The sequence below is a fragment of the Streptomyces sp. NBC_01232 genome (assembly GCF_035989885.1).
Lineage (GTDB): Bacteria > Actinomycetota > Actinomycetes > Streptomycetales > Streptomycetaceae > Streptomyces.
Genome location: NZ_CP108518.1, coordinates 6,862,624 through 6,879,808 on the forward strand (window position 1 = coordinate 6,862,624; position 17,185 = coordinate 6,879,808).

Here is a 17,185-nt window from a genome sequence, read left to right on the forward strand (position 1 = left end):
GCCCGGCGCGGCGGCCGCCGGTCCGCCTCTCAGGGGCGGCCCGCGTGGAGCTCCAGCGGGCCGGTGCCCGTGGCGCGGGCGGTGAGGCAGGCGGTGATCTGGCGCCGCAGGGCCGGTTTGACCAGGCCGGGGAGCTCGGCGGGGCGGACGGTGCGCCACTGGCGCAGCTCGGTCGGGTCCAGCCGGATCCGGTCGAGGACGGGGGCATCGAGGACGCCGCCGTCGTAGAGGAAGCGGATGCGGGCGGGCCGGCCGGCCTTGTGGGACCAGTTCACGGCGAGCAGGCGGCCGGGGGCGAGATCGAGACCCAGTTCCTCGTGGACCTCCCGCCGGGCGCCGGCGCGCGGGATCTCGCCGAGGTCGCTGTCGATGCCGCCGCCGGGCAGGTTCCACCGGTCAAGCCGGCCGTACGCGGGCTGGACCAGCAGGATCCGGCCGTCGGCGTCGGTGAACAGCACGCTCGCCGCGGTCACGGCCTTGGGGCGGCTGGCCCGGTGGCTGGCCGCGTCCAGGGTGCCCGAGTGCTCCAGGGCCAGGCGCCGCGCCGGGTCCAGCCCGGCCGGGGAGCCCGGCTGGGGCACGCCGTCGACGAGGTGGGCGAAGGAGCCGGTGTGCAGGGCGGCCAGGGCGGCGCGCAGCCGGGGGGCGATCCGCTCCGGCAGGGCCGCGGCGGCCTCGTCCGGTGTGAGCCAGCGCGCCTCGGTGATCTCCCCGTCGGGAAAGGTGATCGCCGCGGCCTCCTGCGGCGGGAGCGGGCCGACGAGGTGGACGTGCACGACCAGGGAGCGGCCGAGCGGGCCGGGTGGACGCGAGTCCACCGCCAGCAGCCGGCCCGCCGGGAGGGTGAGGCCGAGCTCCTCCCGCAGCTCGCGGGCGAGCCCCTCCTCGGGGGTCTCGGTGTCCTCGACCATGCCGCCCGGAAGCTCCAGGTCCGTCTTGTACGAGGTGGTCAGTACGAGGACCCGCCCGCGGGTGTCCAGGACGATCCCGGTGGCCGCCACGAGCGGGGCGGGCACGGCTGCGTAGTGCGCGCGCACCGCATCGGGGGAGGGACGGTCGGGCACGGCGGGGCTCCTGGGGGTCGGGGCGTCGGCACGAGCACTATGCCGGGCCGTGACGCGATGCCGGGCGCCGACATGCGGGGCTCAGGCGCGGGCCAGCAGCAGACCGCCCATGGTGACCATGGTCGCGGCGACGAGCCCGTCCATGACCCGCCAGGCGGCCGGGCGGGCGAGGAGGCCGCTCAGCAGCCGGGCCCCGTAGCCCAGACCGGCGAACCAGGTCAGGCTGGCCAGCCCGGCCCCGATGCCGAAGGCCCAGCGGAGGTCGCCGCGGTCGGCGGCGAGGGAGCCGAGGAGCAGCACGGTGTCCAGGTAGACGTGCGGGTTGAGCCAGGTCATGGCCAGCGCGGTCAGCACGGCCCGGCGGGCGGACCCGGCCGTCGCCCCTTCCGAGGTGAGGGCGGCGCCCGGGACCGGACGCAGCACCCGGCGGGCGGCGAGGACTCCGTAGCAGATCAGGAATCCGCCCCCGGCCAGCCCGACCACCGTCAGGGCTGCGGGCCAGGCGGTGACGAATGCGCCGACACCCGCGACCCCGAGGGCGATGAGCACCGCGTCGGAGACGGCGCAGATGGCGACCACGGCGAGCACCGCGTGCCGGCGCGCGCCCTGGCGGAGGACGAAGGCGTTCTGCGCGCCGATGGCGACGATGAGGGAGAGTCCGGTGCCGAAGCCGGCGAGGGCCGCGGTGACGATGCCGTAGTTCATGACCTCGACCGTAGGCAGCGATGTCTGTTCAGTACAGCTAAAGATTTTTACGTACCATTAGCGCTTGTGATGGACGAGCTTCCCCTGGACCAGGTGCGCACGCTGCTCGCCGTGGTGGACGAGGGCACCTTCGACGCGGCGGCGGCCGCCCTGCACGTGACCCCTTCCGCGGTCAGCCAGCGGGTCAAGGCGCTGGAGCAGCGGACCGGGCGGGTGCTGCTGATGCGGACGAAGCCGGTGCGGGCGACCGAGTCCGGGGAGGTGGTGGTCCGCTTCGCCCGGCAGCTGGCCCGGCTGGAGCGCGACGCGCGCGCCGAGCTGGGCATGGCGGACGGAATGGGTCCGGTGCGGCTGCCGATCGCCGTGAACGCGGACTCCCTCTCCACCTGGTTCCTGCCCGCGCTGACGCGGGTGCCGCAGGATCCCCCGGTCTGCATCGAGCTCCACCGCGAGGACGAGTCGCACACGACGGCCCTGCTGCGGGAGGGGCAGGTGATGGCGGCGGTGACCTCCTCGCCCGACCCGGTGGCCGGGTGCAGCGTACGGATGCTGGGCCTGGCCCGGTACCTGCCGACGGCGAGCCCCGCGTTCGCGGCCCGCCACCTGACGGGGGATCCCGAGCGGGACCTGCGACGGGCGCCGACGATCGTGTTCGACCGCAAGGACGACCTCCAGGACGCCTATGTCCGCGGGCTGACGGGGGACGGGGCGGCCGGTGCGGGGCCGGTGCGGCACTACATACCGACGTCGGAGGGGTTCCGCGACGCGGTGGTCGCGGGCCTGGGGTGGGGGCTGGTGCCGGAGCAGCAGTCGGCGCCCCTGGTACGGACGGGGGAGCTGGTACTGCTGGAGCCGCTGCGCCCGATGGACGTGCCCCTCTACTGGCAGCAGTGGAAGCTCGACTCGCCGGTTCTGGCGATGGTCGCGGACGTGATCGCAGCGGCGGCCCGGGAGTCGCTGCGCAGCCCTGCGGCCTGATGGGCGGCACCAGCGCCTAAGCTGCCGACCATGGAGTCCTACACGATCGGCCAGGCGGCGCGGCTGCTCGGCGTCAGCGTCGACACGGCCCGGCGCTGGGCCGATGCCGACCGGTTCCCCACCCACAGGGAGGGCACGCGACGGATGGTGGAGGGGCCCGACCTGGCCGCGTTCTGCGTGGAGGTCGCGCAGGAGGGCGCCGAGGGCGAGGAGGCCCCGCACACCTCGGCGCGCAACGCCTTCCCGGGCATCGTCACCGGGGTGAAGCTGGGTACGGTCGACGCCCAGGTGGAGATCCAGGCAGGGCCGCACCGCATCGTGTCGCTGCTGACGCGGGAGGCGGTGGAGGAGCTCGGACTGGAAGTGGGCGCGCGGGCCACGGCGAGGGTGAAGTCGACGAGCGTGTTCATCGACCGGGTCTGAGACACGCTCAGGAGCCTTCGGCCGGACGGGTCCGGCCGGGGACGTCCGGCCGGGGACGGCGCGGGCGGTCGGCGGTGAGTGCGGCCGGCGGCGGTGAGAGCAGCCGGTGGCGGTGAGCCCGGACGGAGGCGCTCCGGTGGCGATGGCAGACTGGCCGCTGATCCGCCGAAGGGGAGTACGCCGTTGTCCATGTTCAGCAACCTGCGCCGGGTCGTGCGCCGCAGCTACCGGCGGGCCGTCGACCTCAGTCACCCGGCCCGCTCCCCGCTCGGCAGCGCGGTGGTCAACTGCGTGATCTACCGCGACGGCGTACGGCAGGACGACTGCGCCGAGGTCGAGGAGGCGCTGCGCCGGGTCCGCAAGACGGGTGACGGCTTCGTCTGGATCGGCCTGCACGAGCCGGCGACGTCGGAGCTGGCCGGGCTGGCCGAGTTGTTCGGCCTGCACCCCCTCGCCGTCGAGGACGCCGTCAACGCGCACCAGCGACCCAAGGTCGAGCGCTACGACGACACGCTCTTCTCCGTCTTCAAGACCGTGCGCTACGTGGAGCACGAGGAGCTGACGGCGACCAGCGAGGTGGTGGAGACCGGCGAGCTGATGGCCTTCACCGGCCAGGACTTCATCATCACCATCCGGCACGGCGGCCGCGGCACCCTGGGCCCGGTCCGCGAGGAGCTGGAGGCGGCCCCGGACCAGCTGGGACACGGACCCGCGGCGGTCCTGCACGCCATGGCCGACCATGTGGTCGACGACTACGTGGCCGTCACGGACGCGGTGCAGAACGACATCGACGCCGTCGAGACCGCCGTGTTCAGCGAGGACGGCGGCCGCGGCGACGCCGGCCGGATCTACCAGCTCAAGCGCGAACTCCTGGAGCTGCGCCGGGCGGTGGGCCCGCTGAGCCGCCCGCTCCAGCAGCTGGCCACGCAGCCGATACCGGTCATCCCGCCGGAGACCCGCGCGTATTTCCGCAACGTGGCGGACCATCTGACCCGGGCGACGGAGCAGATCGGCGCCTACGACAACCTCCTCGACTCCATCCTCCAGGCCCACCTCGCGCAGGTGACCGTCGCCCAGAACGAGGACATGCGCAAGATCACGGCGTGGGCGGCGATCGTCGCCGTACCGACCATGGTCTGCGGGGTGTACGGCATGAACTTCGACCACATGCCCGAACTGCACTGGACCTACGGCTACCCGCTCGTCCTCGGCGTCATGGCGCTCGCCTGCTTCGTCATCCACCGGGGCTTCCGGCGCAACGGCTGGCTCTGACCGGACGCGGGCATTCCCTGGGGTGCGCACGGGTATTGAGCTGTCGTCAGCTCTGGTAGTAAAGTTTCCTAACGAAGCTGGGACGCCTCAACCACCCGATGGAGGCCTTGTGTTCACCCCCCACCGCAAGATGCTGGCGATCGGCGCGCTGCTCGGCACCGCGCTGATCGCCGTTCCCGTCGCCGCCCATGCCACCGCAGCTCCCGCCCCCACGGCGGGGACGGCGGTGGCGGCGGCCGCAGGGCTCGACGATCCGGCGAAGAAGGAGATCGCCATGAAGATCGTCTCCAGTGCGGAGAACTCCTCGCTGGACTGGAAGGCGCAGTACAAGTACATCGAGGACATAGACGACGGCCGTGGCTACACGGCCGGCATCATCGGCTTCTGTTCCGGCACCGGAGACATGCTCGACCTCGTCGAGTACTACACGCAGATCAAGCCGGGCAACGTCCTCGCCAAGTACCTCCCCGCCCTGCGCCGGGTCGACGGAAGCGACTCGCACGCCGGCCTCGACCCGAACTTCACCAAGGACTGGGCGAAGGCGGCCCAGGACGCCGAGTTCAGGAAGGCGCAGGACCACGAGCGGGACCGGGTCTACTTCAACCCGTCCGTGAGCCAGGGCAAGGCCGACGGGGTCGGTGTGCTCGGCCAGTTCATCTACTACGACGCCATCGTCATGCACGGCGACGGCACCGACTCCACCAGCTTCCGCAACATCCGCAAGCGGGCCCTGTCCAAGGCCAAGCCCCCGTCCCAGGGCGGCAACGAGACCGCGTACCTCAACGCGTTCCTCGACGCCCGGGTCTGGGCGATGAAGCAGGAGGAGGCGCACAGCGACACCAGCCGGGTCGACACCGCGCAGCGGGTCTTCCTGAAGAAGGGCAACCTGAACCTCAATACGCCGCTCGACTGGAAGGTCTACGGGGACTCCTTCCACATCGGCTGACGAACGAACTGCCGCGAACCGGGGGCGAAATCCTCCCTTCTGTCCCCGGTCGCGGCGGCCCAGGCTGCAGTGAGGTAACGATCCGTGAGGCGGTCGAGCCGCTTCCCGCAGGGCGGCTCCGCGAACGCCCCGGACATTGCGGTCTTTTCGCCACCCGCGAGCGGTCCTGCGCCTCAGGGCAGGACTTCCGTCCCCCCTGAACACGGCCTGTTTCGTCACGCCTTGTGGTCAATGGCGATCCATGGGTGTCAAGTGACGTCAGGTACCAGAGGGTTTGGCAGGAGAAGCGAAGGAAAGTTCCCATTCCGGCGGGTTGTGAACTCGCTTGACCGCGCCGTAAAGGGGGCATAAGTTCTGCCCCGGCTTGCTCCACCAGGACGGGCCGAACCAACCGTCCTCTGGGGGGACCCTCATGAACCACTACACCGATGTCCTGAAGAAGTACGCCGTCTTCTCCGGCCGCGCGCGCCGCCAGGAGTACTGGATGTTCACCCTCTTCCAGGTGGCCGTCGTCATCGTCCTCGCGATCATCGACGCCGTCATCGGCGCCAGCTCGATCATCGTCGGCCTGTACGTCCTCGGCACCCTGGTCCCCACCCTGGCGGTCACCGTCCGTCGTCTGCACGACCTCGGCAAGTCCGGCGCCTGGTACTTCATCGCCTTCGTCCCCTTCATCGGTGGCATCTGGCTGCTCGTCCTGACCGCCACCGCCGGTCAGCCGCAGCCGAACCAGTACGGCCCGGACCCCAAGGTCCTCGCCGCCTGATTCGCGGTACAGGCCTGATCAGGGCCGAAATGCCTGAGCGCCGCCCCGGCCGGGAACAGCCGGGGGCGGCGCTCTCGCCTTTTCCGGGGTCCGCCGGCGCCCGCGTGACACGCGTCTCCCGGACTGGCGGCAGGGGGCTGTCCAGACCGGCCCGATCACGAGATATCTTGATGTCGAGCAATGTTGCAGACGAGAGACGCAGACTGTGGAGCGGAGCATCCGGTGACTGACTCGACCATCATCTACACGCACACTGACGAGGCCCCGGCCCTCGCGACGTATTCCTTCCTGCCTGTGATCCAGGCATACGCGTCGACGGCCGGTGTGAATGTCGAGACCCGTGACATCTCCCTGGCCGGTCGGATCATCGCCGTCTTCCCGGAGTACCTCCAGGAGAGCCAGCGGATCGCCGACGCCCTCGCCGAGCTCGGCGAGCTGGCGAAGACCCCGGAAGCCAACATCATCAAGCTTCCGAACATCTCGGCCTCCATCCCGCAGCTCAAGGCCGCGGTCGCCGAGCTCCAGGGCCAGGGCTACGCCCTCCCGGACTACCCGGACGACCCGAAGACCGACGAGGAGCGCGACGTCCGCGCCCGCTACGACAAGGTCAAGGGCAGCGCCGTCAACCCGGTCCTGCGCGAGGGCAACTCCGACCGACGCGCCCCCGCCTCGGTCAAGAACTACGCCAAGACGCACCCGCACCGCATGGGCGCCTGGGTTCCCGAGTCGAAGACGAACGTCGCCACCATGGGCGAGAACGACTTCCGCTCCACCGAGAAGTCCACCGTCGTCGCCGAGGCCGGAACCCTGCGCATCGAGCACGTCGCCGCCGACGGCGCCACGACCGTGCTGCGCGAGTCCGTACCGGTCCTCGCCGGTGAGGTCGTGGACGCGTCCGTCCTGCACGTCGACGCGCTGCGCACCTTCCTCAACGACCAGATCGAGCGTGCCAAGGCCGAGGGCGTGCTGTTCTCCGTGCACCTCAAGGCCACGATGATGAAGGTCTCCGACCCGATCGTCTTCGGCCACGTGGTCCGCGCCTTCCTCCCGAAGACCTTCGCCCGCTACGGCGAGACCCTGGCCGCCGCCGGCCTGTCGCCCAACGACGGTCTGGGCGCCATCCTGAACGGCCTGGGCGCGCTGCCCGACGGCGACGCGATCAAGGCGTCCATCGACGCCGAGATCGCCGAGGGCCCGGCCCTCGCGATGGTCGACTCCGACAAGGGCATCACCAACCTGCACGTGCCGTCCGACGTCATCGTCGACGCCTCGATGCCGGCCATGATCCGCACCTCCGGCCACATGTGGGGCCCGGACGGCGCCGAGGCCGACACCCTCGCCGTCCTCCCGGACAGCAGCTACGCCGGCGTCTACCAGGTCGTCGTCGACGACTGCCGCGCCCACGGCGCTTTCGACCCGTCCACGATGGGCTCGGTCCCGAACGTCGGTCTCATGGCCCAGAAGGCCGAGGAGTACGGCAGCCACGACAAGACCTTCGAGATCGCCGGCGCGGGCACCGTCCGCCTGGTCGATGCCGCGGGCAACACGGTCCTGGAGCAGGAGGTCGCCGCCGGCGACATCTTCCGCGCCTGCCAGACCAAGGACCTGCCGATCCAGGACTGGGTCAAGCTCGCCGTCACCCGTGCCCGCGCCACCGGCGTCCCGGCCGTCTTCTGGCTGGACGAGAACCGCGCGCACGACGCGCAGCTGATCGCCAAGGTCAAGACGTACCTCGCCGAGCACGACACCGAGGGTCTGACCATCAAGATCCTCTCCCCGGTCGAGGCCACCGCCTTCTCCCTGGAGCGCATCCGCCGCGGCGAGGACACCATCTCGGTGACCGGCAACGTGCTGCGCGACTACCTGACCGACCTCTTCCCCATCCTGGAGCTGGGCACCAGCGCCAAGATGCTGTCGGTCGTCCCGCTGATGAACGGCGGCGGCCTCTTCGAGACGGGCGCCGGCGGCTCCGCCCCGAAGCACGTCCAGCAGCTGGTCAAGGAGAACTACCTGCGCTGGGACAGCCTGGGCGAGTTCTTCGCGCTGGCGGCGAGCTTCGAGCACCTCGCGACCACCACCGGCAACGCCCGCGCCCAGGTGCTGGCCGACACCCTGGACCGCGCGACCGGCACCTTCCTCAACGAGGACAAGTCGCCGAGCCGCAAGCTGGGCGGCATCGACAACCGCGGCAGCCACTTCTACCTCGCCACCTACTGGGCGCAGGAGCTGGCCAAGCAGACCGACGACGCCGAGCTGGCCAAGGCCTTCGGGCCGGTCGCCAAGGCGCTGTCGGAGCAGGAGGAGACCATCGTCGCCGAGCTCGTCGCGGTGCAGGGCTCCCCGGCCGAGATCGGCGGCTACTACCAGCCCGACGCCGTGAAGGCCGCGGCGATCATGCGCCCGTCGGTGACCCTCAACGAGGCGCTCGCCCTCCTGGGCTGATGCCCGCAGCCGTACCCACGCGTCCCTGACGGCGTGATCCGCTCCGCCCCGGCCGGCCCCGTGCCCGGCCGGGGCGGAGCCGTGTCCGGGCACGGGCCGCTTCGGGGCAGGGGCTTCAGAGGTCTGCCGGCCGGGGAGCGGGCCCTGCGCTAGCGTTCGGATCCGTGACACCCGGGTGTGCCCCTGCGGGCGGGCCGGGGCTTCGCCGAAACGCTCTGGGGGTTCCGTGGCACGCCGTTCCGACACGTCCTGCGCCGGCATCGGGTGCGCCGGGCTCCTGCTCGTGCTGTTCGTCCTGCCCGCGGTCGGCTACCTGCTGGCGGTACCGCTGGCCCTGCCCGATCTGCTGGCGGAGCAGTCGCCGCCGCAGCAGCTGAACGGCTTCGGCCAGTACCTGATCGTGTATGCCGTGCCGGTCGTCGTGGCCCTGCTGGTGGCGGTGTTCGCGAGCCGCCGCCGGACCGGCCCCCGGTGGCTGGTCCCGGCGCGGGCGGCCGCGCTGCTCCTCCTGGTGGCCGGGGCGCTGTGGTGGACGGAAGGCAGGGTCGGCGACCACCCGGTGTGGAACGTCCGGGCCACGGCCGAGAGCCTGGCCGCCGGACTCGTGGCACTCGCCTTCGTCGTGGCGGTCCGCCGGTGGGACTCCTCCCGCGGCGGCCCGCGCGTCGCCGCCCAGGTCCAGCGGCCGGCCCCTGGGGAGATCTGGCTGGCCATGGTGCCGCTGCGCGAGGATCCGGCGCGGCAGCTGAGGCACTACTGCGTGGTGCTGGCCGTCCACGAGGGCCACGCGGAGGTCGCCCAGATCACCACCAAGGACAAGGGCGGGCGCGGCGACCACATCCCGATGCCGAACGACGGCTGGGACAAGGCCTCCGGCCGCGCCCACTGGGTGGAGTTCGGGCGGCCGCCGCGCCGGGTCGACTACGGGATGTTCCTCAAGTCCCGGCCGCAGGGGCGCTGCCCGGCGCCGGTGTGGCGCCGGCTCAGCCGGGAGCTGGGCTGAGGTCTGCGGCCCGCAGGGGTCAGAGCCGGTGGATGCGCTCCTGCTCGAAGGCCAGGGGGGACCGCCCGGCCGCCAGGATGCGCAGCCCCGGGGCCACCGCCAGCAGGTTCCGCAGCCAGGCCAGGGCGTCCGGGCCGAGCTGCTCCGCGCCGTCCAGGACGAGCAGCATGTCGCGTTCGGCCAGCCACGACGCGGCGTTCACCGTGCCGCACGGCTGTGCGGGCATGCCGGGTACGCCGACCAGCTCGGCCGTCAGTTCGCGGACGCCGTAGCCGCCGTGGAGCGGGTTCATGGCGACGACGGACACCCCGTCGTAGAAGTTGGACGCGATCCGCCGCGCGATCTCCCGTACCAGCAGGCTCCGAGGCTCTCGGAACGCCCCCGCCACGGTCAGCACGCGCCCCCGCCGGACGGCGGTGAGCAGACGCGACATCTCGGCGGACGTCGCCGGCAGCTGCGCGGCCGACCCCTTTTCCCTCATCGGCCCGGCGTTCCCCATGGCCCAGGATTCCCTCATCGGCACGATGCCCCCCATTGCATGCGTGACCAACTGCGGCAGCAGGGTTCATTCGAGCCGCGTGACGTCGATTATGCGCCAGTTGCACCGTAAGGCTAGGGGAATGTCGTATTCCGAACGGCGGGTTCGCTGCTGCCCAGGTGGGGGCCGTGCGCGCGCCGCCGGACGGTCGGCGTAGTTCCCGTAATCCGTGTGACGTACGTACCCGAACTCCGGTTCAGGGGAACGGTTGTCCGGAGGCCGGGATTGGGCTCTACTGCTGTGCAGCCCCCACTCGGGGCATATTCGCGGGAGGGACCAGAATGACAGCGGACCGGCGAACGGACCGGCGAGCACAGCGCCGTGCGGTGGGGCGGGCACGGCGCGGGGGAGGCGCCGCCCGGCCCGTGTCGCACCGGCGCCGATCGGCCGTCCGCGGCCGCAGGCCGCTGCTCACCCTGCTGCTCTCCGCCTTCTTCCTGGTCGGTGTCTGCGCGGCCACCGGAATCGCCTGGGACCCCCGCGACGGGAGCGCCGTACAAGAGGCTTCGGCCCCCGGCGCCGGCCTCCCGCCGGCCACCGGCCCGGGCGACGCGACCGGCACCCCTGGAGAGGCCACCCCGTCACCCGTCGAGCCCCCGGCCCCCACGAAGGGCGCCGCCGGCAAGGGCAATCCCGAGGGAGCGGTCGACTCCGGGGCCGAACGCCCCACCGGCGCCCTGCCCTTCGACATGCCCCAGCCGGCCGCCCTGCGCTCCGGCGAGGCGGGCAGGAAGCTGGTGTTCGCCCACTACTTCACCCCGTACCCGCTCTCCCTCGACAACGCGGCCGCGGACCGGGACTACTACACCCGCAACTACCTCAGCCCCGACGGCGAGAACGGCAAGCACGGCAGGTACGGCGGCCTGCTGCGCGACCGGCCGCTGCCCGTGACCCCGAAGAGCGGCGACTGGGAGTACGCCAACCTCCAGCAGGAGGTGCGCACGGCGCGCGCGGCGGGCATCGACGGGTTCACCCTCGACCTGCTCTCCCTCTCCGGCAAGAACTGGGACCGCTCCAACCTGCTGATGGCCGCGGCCCGTTCGGTGGACCCGGAATTCAAGATCATGCTGATGCCGGACATGACCTCCCTGAAGACCGACGACCCCGCGGTGCTCGCCGAAGCGATCGCCACGCTCGCCGACGCCTCCGCCGCACACCGGCTCCCCGACGGCAGGCTCGTCGTCTCCCCCTTCAAGGCGGAGGAGAAGAGCGTGGCCTGGTGGACCGAGGTCATCGGACTCCTCGAGTCCAAACACGGCATCCGCACCGCCTTCGTCCCGCTCTTCCTCGACTTCGGCGCCCACAGCGGCGAGTTCGCCCCGATCAGCCACGGGTTCTCCGAGTGGGGCAGCCGCAGCTACGTCGGCCAGGAGAGCTCCACGCGCGACGTCCAGCGGGCCCACGGCATGGGCAAGATCTGGATGCAGCCCGTGTCGGTCCAGGACGCGCGCCCCAACCAGGGCATCTACGACGAGGCGGGCAACACCGCGACCCTGCGTTCCACCTGGACGCGCGCCATCGAGGACGGCGCCGACTGGGTGCAGCTCACCACCTGGAACGACTACTCGGAGGGCAGCCAGTTCGCCCCCTCCCTGCACAACGGCCACGCCTACCTGGACCTGACCTCGTACTACCTGACCAAGTTCAAGACGGGCAACTGGCCGAAGATCGTCCGGGACACGCTGTACCTCTCCGCGCGCACGCAGTTCGCGGGCACCGACCCGACGGGCGACCAGTCGCTGCTGATGATGCTGCGCAAGGGCAGCGCCCCGCCCCGGGACAAGGTGGAGGTGCTCAGCTTCCTCACCGGGCCCGGATCCGTCCGGACCATCGTCGGATCCGTCCGAGGCAGCCACGAGGCTCCCGCCGGGATCCACTCGCAGCTCCTGCCGCTGAAGGTGGGCACCAGCTCGGCGCAGGTCGTACGGGAGGGGAAGAGCGGGGTGCAGGTCGATCTGCCGTACCGGGTGGACTACGACGCGGAGGTGCAGGACCTCCAGTACTACGCGGCGACCAGCGGGCGGGAACCCTAGGTCGGCGACCGCGGTCCGGCCGCGGTCCGCCGCGGGCCGGCCGCGGACCGGTCGAGCGGGCGCGGCCCGCCCCGCCCGCCCCGCCCGGTCCGGCCCGCCGCGCACGGACGCCGGGGGTTCGGTGGCGCGGTCTACCGGCATCGGCGGCGGCGGGAGATGATCCGGACGACAGCCGCGCCGCATCCCCGGAGGAGCAGTGACCGAGCCGACCCGTCCCGCCGACGCCGAGTCTCCCGCCGACGCCGACCGCCAGGCCGGGCCGCCCGGCGAGTTCCCCGGCGGGCCCGCCCTGTTCCGCCTGGACCCCCGCGTCGCCCATCTGAACCACGGCTCCTTCGGCGCGGTCCCCGTCCCCGTCCTGGAGGCCCAGGCCGCGCTCCGCGCGCAGGCGCACGCCGACCCCGACGCCTTCTTCGTCTCCGTCGCGGACCGGCTCGCCGAAGCCCGTACGCGGATCGCCGTACACCTCGGCGCCGACCCCGACGGGATCGCCTTCATCGCCAACGCCACCGAGGGTGCCAACCTCGCGCTGGACGCCGTCCCGCTCGCCGACGGCGACGAGATCCTGGTCACCGACCACGGCTACGGCACCGTCGTCGCGGCGGCCGCCCGCCGCGCCCCGGTCACCACCGTCGCCCTGGATCCCCGGCTGCCCGACGAGGACGCCGTACGGGAGACCGTGCTGGCCGCGCTGACCCCCCGTACCCGGGTGGCCGTACTCGACCACGTCAGCTCGCCCACCGCCCGGATCATCGCCTCGCCCCGGCTCCTCGCCGACCTGCGCGCACGCGGGGTCACCACCGTCGTCGACGGCGCCCACGCCCCGGGCATGCTCGCCGACCCCCTCGCGGGCGGCGCCGACTTCTGGTTCGGCAACCTCCACAAGTGGGGCTACGCGCCCTCCGGCAGCGCCGTCCTGGCCGTCGCCCCGCAGCACCGCCGCCGGATCCGGGCGCTCGTACCGTCCTGGGAGGACCACTACGGCTTCCCGCGCTCCGTCGAGAACCGGGCCACCGCCGACTACACCGGCTGGCTCGCCGCCCCCGACGGACTGGACCTCCTCGAACGCCTCGACGCGGCCAAGGTCCGGGCCCACAACAGCGCGCTGGCCGCCCACGGCGCGGCGCTGCTCGCCGAACTCCCCGGGCTCACCCCGCTCCCGCACGGCGAGGACCTCGCCATGCGCACCCTGCGCCTGCCGCCCGGCGTCGCCGACACCCCCGACCGGGCCCGCGAGCTGCGCGAGCTGATCGCGGCCGAGCAGCGCATCCGGGTCCTGGTCTGGCCCTGGCCGGGCGGCGGCGGCATCCGCGTCTGCGGTCAGATCTACAACCGCCCCGAGGAGTACGAACGCCTCGCCGCCGTCCTCCCGTCCTACCTCAGCCGCGCCTGAGCAGGTACGTGTCCATGATCCAGCCCTTGCGGGCCCGGGCCTCGGTACGCAGCTCCTCGATCCGCCCGGCGACCTCCGCGAGCCTGCCCTGCACCAGGATCTCGTCCGGGGTGCCCACATAGGCGCCCCAGTAGATGTAGAGGTCCCGGTCCAGGTGGGCGGTGAAGGCGTGCCGCGCGTCCAGCATCACCACCACGTCGTCCACGTCGTCCGGCCAGCCCTCGGCCAGCCGGCGGCCGGTGGTGATCTGGACCGGGCGCCCGACCCGGTTGAGGTTGGTCCGGTGCCGCGCCAGCAGCGCCGAGATGCTGCTGATGCCGGGCACGACCTCGTGCTCGAAGGCCACCCGGCCGCGCTCCAGCACCTCGTCGAGGATCGCCAGCGTGGAGTCGTAGAGGGAGGGATCGCCCCAGACCAGGAACGCCCCGGTCTCACCGTCCGCCAGATCCTCCGCGATGAAGCGCTCGAAGAGCGCCGCCCGCGCGCTGCGCCAGCCGTCCACCGTCGGGGTGTAGTCGGCGGGCGTCCGGTCCCGGTCCGGGTCGCGGCCCTCCACCAGCCGGTGGCCGGGGCGGGCGTGCGCGTCGAGCATCGCGCGCCGCAGCCCGGTCAGATCCGCCTTCTCCTCGCCCTTCTCCAGGATGAGGAATGCGTCCGCCGCGCCGATCGCCCTGACCGCCTGGAGGGTCAGATGGTCCGGGTCGCCCGCGCCTATGCCGATCACTGAGAACTTCTTCACCGGGCTATTGTGCCCATCATGCGAGCCGCCCTGTTCGTCACCTGCGTCAATGACGCTCTCTACCCGCGGACCGGCATCGCCGTCGTACGCCTCCTGGAGCGGCTGGGCGTGGACGTGGACTTCCCCGCGGCCCAGAGCTGCTGCGGGCAGCCGCAGTACAACACCGGCTACCGGCACGAGACCGAACCGCTCATGCGGCGCACCGCGCGGGCCTTCGCGGGACACGAATTCGTGGTCACCCCGTCCGGATCCTGCGCCGCGATGATCCGCGAGCACTACCCGCGCATCGGCCGCAAGGCGGCCGCGGAGGGCCGCGGCGGCGAGCTCGCCGAGGCCGCAGCCTCGCTCGCACCGCGCGTGTACGAGCTCACCGAGTTCCTGGTCGACGTGCTCGGGGTGACCGACGTCGGCGCGTACTTCCCGCACACCGTCACCTACCACCCCTCCTGCCACGGCCTGCGCGGCCTGGGCCTGGGGGACCGGCCGCGCCGGCTGCTGACCGCGGTCAAGGGCCTGGACCTGGTCGAGCTGCCGGGCGCCGAGGAGTGCTGCGGCTTCGGCGGCACCTTCGCCGTCAAGAACCCGGACGTGTCCACCGCCATGGGGGCCGACAAGACCGCGGCCGCCGCCGGCACCGGCGCCCAGGTGCTCTGCGGCGCCGACAACTCCTGCCTCGCCCACCTGGACGGCCTGCTGCGCCGCGCGGACAGCCCGATGCGGACCCTGCACCTCGCGGAGATCCTGGCCGCGACCGAGGAGGAACCGCTGCCGTGACGGGCACCTACCTGGGCATGCCCGCCTTCCCCGAGGCGGCCCGCGAAGCCGTACGGGACGAGGTGCTGCGCGCCAACCTCCGGCACGCCACGCACACCATCCGCGACAAACGCGCGCGGTCCGTCGCCGAACTGGCGGACTGGGACCGGCTGCGCGCGGCGGGCAAGGCCGTCAAGGACCACACCCTGCGCCACCTCGACCGCTACCTCCTGCAGCTGGAGGAAGCGGTCACGGCGGCCGGCGGCACCGTCCACTGGGCCGCCGACGCCGACGAGGCCAACCGCATCGTCACGGACCTGGTCCGCGCGACCGGCGAGCGCGAGGTCGTCAAGGTCAAGTCCATGGCCACGCAGGAGATCGGACTCAACGAGGCCCTGGAGGCCGCGGGGATCGCCGCGTACGAGACCGACCTCGCCGAACTCATCGTGCAGCTCGGCCATGACCGCCCCTCCCACATCCTGGTCCCGGCCATCCACCGCAACCGGGCCGAGATCCGCGACATCTTCCGTACGGAGATGGGAAGTTGGGGCCGCCCTGCGCCCGAGCCGCTCGGCGACGACCCGCGGGAGCTCGCCGAGGCGGCGCGCCTGCACCTGCGCGAGAAGTTCCTGCGCGCCAGGGTCGCCGTGTCCGGGGCCAACTTCATGGTCGCCGAGACCGGCACCATGGTCGTCCTGGAGTCCGAGGGGAACGGCCGGATGTGCCTGACCCTGCCCGAGACCCTGATCTCCGTCGTCGGCATCGAAAAGGTCGTCCCGACCTTCCGCGACCTGGAGATCTTCCTCCAGACGCTGCCGCGCTCCTCGACGGCCGAGCGGATGAACCCGTACACGACGATGTGGACCGGGCTGGGCCCGTCGCGAGGGGCGGACGGCGACGGACCCGCCGCCTTCCACCTCGTCCTCCTCGACAACGGCCGCACCGACACCCTCGCCGACGAGACCGGCCGCCAGGCCCTGCGCTGCATCCGCTGCTCCGCCTGCCTCAACGTCTGCCCGGTCTACGAACGCGCCGGCGGCCACGCCTACGGCTCCGTCTACCCCGGCCCCATCGGTGCGATCCTCAGCCCCCAACTCCGCGGCACCGGAACCGAGATCGACGCCTCGCTGCCCTACGCGTCCACCCTGTGCGGGGCCTGCTACGAGGTCTGCCCCGTCGCCATCGACATCCCCGAGGTCCTCGTCCACCTCCGCGAGCGGGTGGCCCAGGGCGGCCCGGTGACCCGAGGCGGCGTCCGCGTCACGCTCCGCCCCGCGGACGGCCGCACCGCCGAACGGGCCACCATGCGCGCCGCCCGGCTGCTCCTGGACCACCCGGGGGCACTGCGCGCCGGGGAGCGCCTGCTGGCCCGTGCCCGGCGGCTGGCGCCCCGCCGGCTCCCCGGGGCCGGACGGGCCTGGACCGACAGCCGCGAACTGCCCACCGTACCGGCGGAATCCTTCCGCGACTGGTGGGCCCGGGAACGGGGGGACACGCAGTGAGCAGCAAGGACCGCATCCTGGGCCGGATCCGCCGCGCGTCGGCGAACGCCCCTGACGCGGAGATCCCCCGCGACTACCTGCAGGTCCACGGCACCCGCACCCCCGCCGAGCGCGTGGACCTGCTGGCCGCCCACCTCGCCGAGTACCGGGCCCTGGTCCACCGCACGGACGGGGACGGGCTGCCCGCACTGCTCACGCGGCTCCTCGCCGAACGGGGCGCCCGCACGGTGCTCGTCCCGCCCGGCCTGCCCCCGCACTGGCTCGCGGCCGCAGGCCCCGTCCTCGTCCCCGACCGGGCGGACTCCACCCCGCACGAGCTGGACCTGGTCGACAGCGTGGTCACCGGCTGCGCCCTGGCCGTCGCCGAGACCGGCACGATCGTCCTCGACGCGGGCCCCGACCAGGGCCGGCGCCGCATCACCCTGATCCCGGACCACCACATCTGCGTGATCCGCGTCCCGGACCAAGTGGTCGACTCCGTCCCGCAGGCCCTGCCGCTCCTCGACCCGTCCCGCCCGCTGACCTGGATCTCCGGCCCCTCCGCCACCAGCGACATCGAACTCGACCGGGTGGAGGGAGTCCACGGCCCCCGCACCCTGGAGGTGGTCCTCGTTGGCAGAGAATGAGG

The 17,185-nt window shown here is 72.5% G+C and carries 16 protein-coding genes; 12 read left to right on the forward strand and 4 right to left on the reverse strand.

Going from position 1 to position 17,185, the window contains the following annotated elements:
- Window positions 1-29: 29 nt before the first annotated feature.
- Window positions 30-1,064: an NUDIX hydrolase gene (locus OG444_RS31610; RefSeq protein WP_327265412.1), complete on the reverse strand. Its 1,035-nt coding sequence runs from the start codon at window positions 1,062-1,064 to the stop codon at window positions 30-32.
- Between the two features lie 81 nt (window positions 1,065-1,145).
- Window positions 1,146-1,769 (reverse strand): LysE/ArgO family amino acid transporter, encoded by a 624-nt coding sequence (locus OG444_RS31615; protein ID WP_327265413.1) that lies wholly within the window; start codon window positions 1,767-1,769, stop codon window positions 1,146-1,148.
- 69 nt (window positions 1,770-1,838) lie between these two features.
- Here OG444_RS31615 and OG444_RS31620 point away from each other — a divergent pair, with 69 nt between their 5' ends.
- The 7 genes from OG444_RS31620 (at window position 1,839) to OG444_RS31650 (ending at window position 9,599) form a co-directional block, all read left to right on the forward strand.
- A complete protein-coding gene (locus OG444_RS31620) occupies window positions 1,839-2,747 on the forward strand; it encodes a LysR family transcriptional regulator ArgP (RefSeq protein WP_327265414.1) in 909 nt (302 codons plus the stop codon).
- Between the two features lie 30 nt (window positions 2,748-2,777).
- Window positions 2,778-3,170, forward strand: a complete 393-nt coding sequence (locus tag OG444_RS31625; protein ID WP_327265415.1) for a TOBE domain-containing protein — start codon at window positions 2,778-2,780, stop codon at window positions 3,168-3,170.
- 189 nt (window positions 3,171-3,359) lie between these two features.
- On the forward strand, window positions 3,360-4,442 hold the full coding sequence (gene corA / locus OG444_RS31630; RefSeq protein WP_327265416.1) for a magnesium/cobalt transporter CorA: 1,083 nt from the start codon (window positions 3,360-3,362) through the stop codon (window positions 4,440-4,442).
- Window positions 4,443-4,572: 130 nt separating this feature from the next.
- Complete coding sequence (locus OG444_RS31635; RefSeq protein ID WP_327266990.1) at window positions 4,573-5,388, forward strand: chitosanase; 816 nt, start codon at window positions 4,573-4,575, stop codon at window positions 5,386-5,388.
- A 412-nt stretch (window positions 5,389-5,800) separates the two neighbouring features.
- Window positions 5,801-6,154 carry a DUF805 domain-containing protein gene (locus OG444_RS31640; protein WP_327265417.1) on the forward strand — a complete coding sequence of 118 codons (354 nt, stop codon included), beginning with the start codon at window positions 5,801-5,803 and terminating at the stop codon, window positions 6,152-6,154.
- Window positions 6,155-6,376: 222 nt separating this feature from the next.
- Window positions 6,377-8,596: an NADP-dependent isocitrate dehydrogenase gene (locus OG444_RS31645; protein ID WP_327265418.1), complete on the forward strand. Its 2,220-nt coding sequence runs from the start codon at window positions 6,377-6,379 to the stop codon at window positions 8,594-8,596.
- Window positions 8,597-8,822: 226 nt separating this feature from the next.
- Window positions 8,823-9,599, forward strand: coding sequence for a hypothetical protein (locus tag OG444_RS31650; RefSeq protein WP_327265419.1), 777 nt, complete (start codon window positions 8,823-8,825; stop codon window positions 9,597-9,599).
- Window positions 9,600-9,618: 19 nt separating this feature from the next.
- Here OG444_RS31650 and OG444_RS31655 read toward each other — a convergent pair whose 3' ends face one another.
- The gene (locus tag OG444_RS31655; protein ID WP_327265420.1) at window positions 9,619-10,080 is read right to left on the reverse strand and encodes a hypothetical protein; all 462 of its coding nucleotides are present in this window, start codon (window positions 10,078-10,080) and stop codon (window positions 9,619-9,621) included.
- A gap of 422 nt (window positions 10,081-10,502) precedes the next feature.
- Between OG444_RS31655 and OG444_RS31660 the strand changes: the two genes are divergently transcribed.
- Both OG444_RS31660 and OG444_RS31665 read left to right on the forward strand, forming a co-directional pair.
- Complete coding sequence (locus tag OG444_RS31660; protein WP_327265421.1) at window positions 10,503-12,170, forward strand: glycoside hydrolase family 71 protein; 1,668 nt, start codon at window positions 10,503-10,505, stop codon at window positions 12,168-12,170.
- Between the two features lie 196 nt (window positions 12,171-12,366).
- Window positions 12,367-13,563, forward strand: coding sequence for an aminotransferase class V-fold PLP-dependent enzyme (locus tag OG444_RS31665; RefSeq protein WP_327265422.1), 1,197 nt, complete (start codon window positions 12,367-12,369; stop codon window positions 13,561-13,563).
- On the opposite strand, the gene cobF is transcribed toward OG444_RS31665, so the two are convergent.
- Window positions 13,550-14,302 carry a precorrin-6A synthase (deacetylating) gene (gene cobF, locus OG444_RS31670; protein ID WP_327265423.1) on the reverse strand — a complete coding sequence of 251 codons (753 nt, stop codon included), beginning with the start codon at window positions 14,300-14,302 and terminating at the stop codon, window positions 13,550-13,552. The genes OG444_RS31665 and cobF overlap by 14 nt on opposite strands.
- Before the next feature lie 18 nt (window positions 14,303-14,320).
- Between cobF and OG444_RS31675 the strand changes: the two genes are divergently transcribed.
- Genes OG444_RS31675 through OG444_RS31685 form a run of 3 tightly spaced genes read left to right on the forward strand, consistent with a single transcriptional unit; the run spans window position 14,321 to window position 17,183 of the window.
- Window positions 14,321-15,076 (forward strand): (Fe-S)-binding protein, encoded by a 756-nt coding sequence (locus OG444_RS31675; protein ID WP_327265424.1) that lies wholly within the window; start codon window positions 14,321-14,323, stop codon window positions 15,074-15,076.
- On the forward strand, window positions 15,073-16,557 hold the full coding sequence (locus OG444_RS31680; RefSeq protein ID WP_327265425.1) for a lactate utilization protein B: 1,485 nt from the start codon (window positions 15,073-15,075) through the stop codon (window positions 16,555-16,557). Before OG444_RS31675 ends, OG444_RS31680 begins: the two co-directional genes overlap by 4 nt.
- Window positions 16,554-17,183: a LutC/YkgG family protein gene (locus OG444_RS31685; RefSeq protein ID WP_327265426.1), complete on the forward strand. Its 630-nt coding sequence runs from the start codon at window positions 16,554-16,556 to the stop codon at window positions 17,181-17,183. Before OG444_RS31680 ends, OG444_RS31685 begins: the two co-directional genes overlap by 4 nt.
- Window positions 17,184-17,185: the final 2 nt, after the last annotated feature.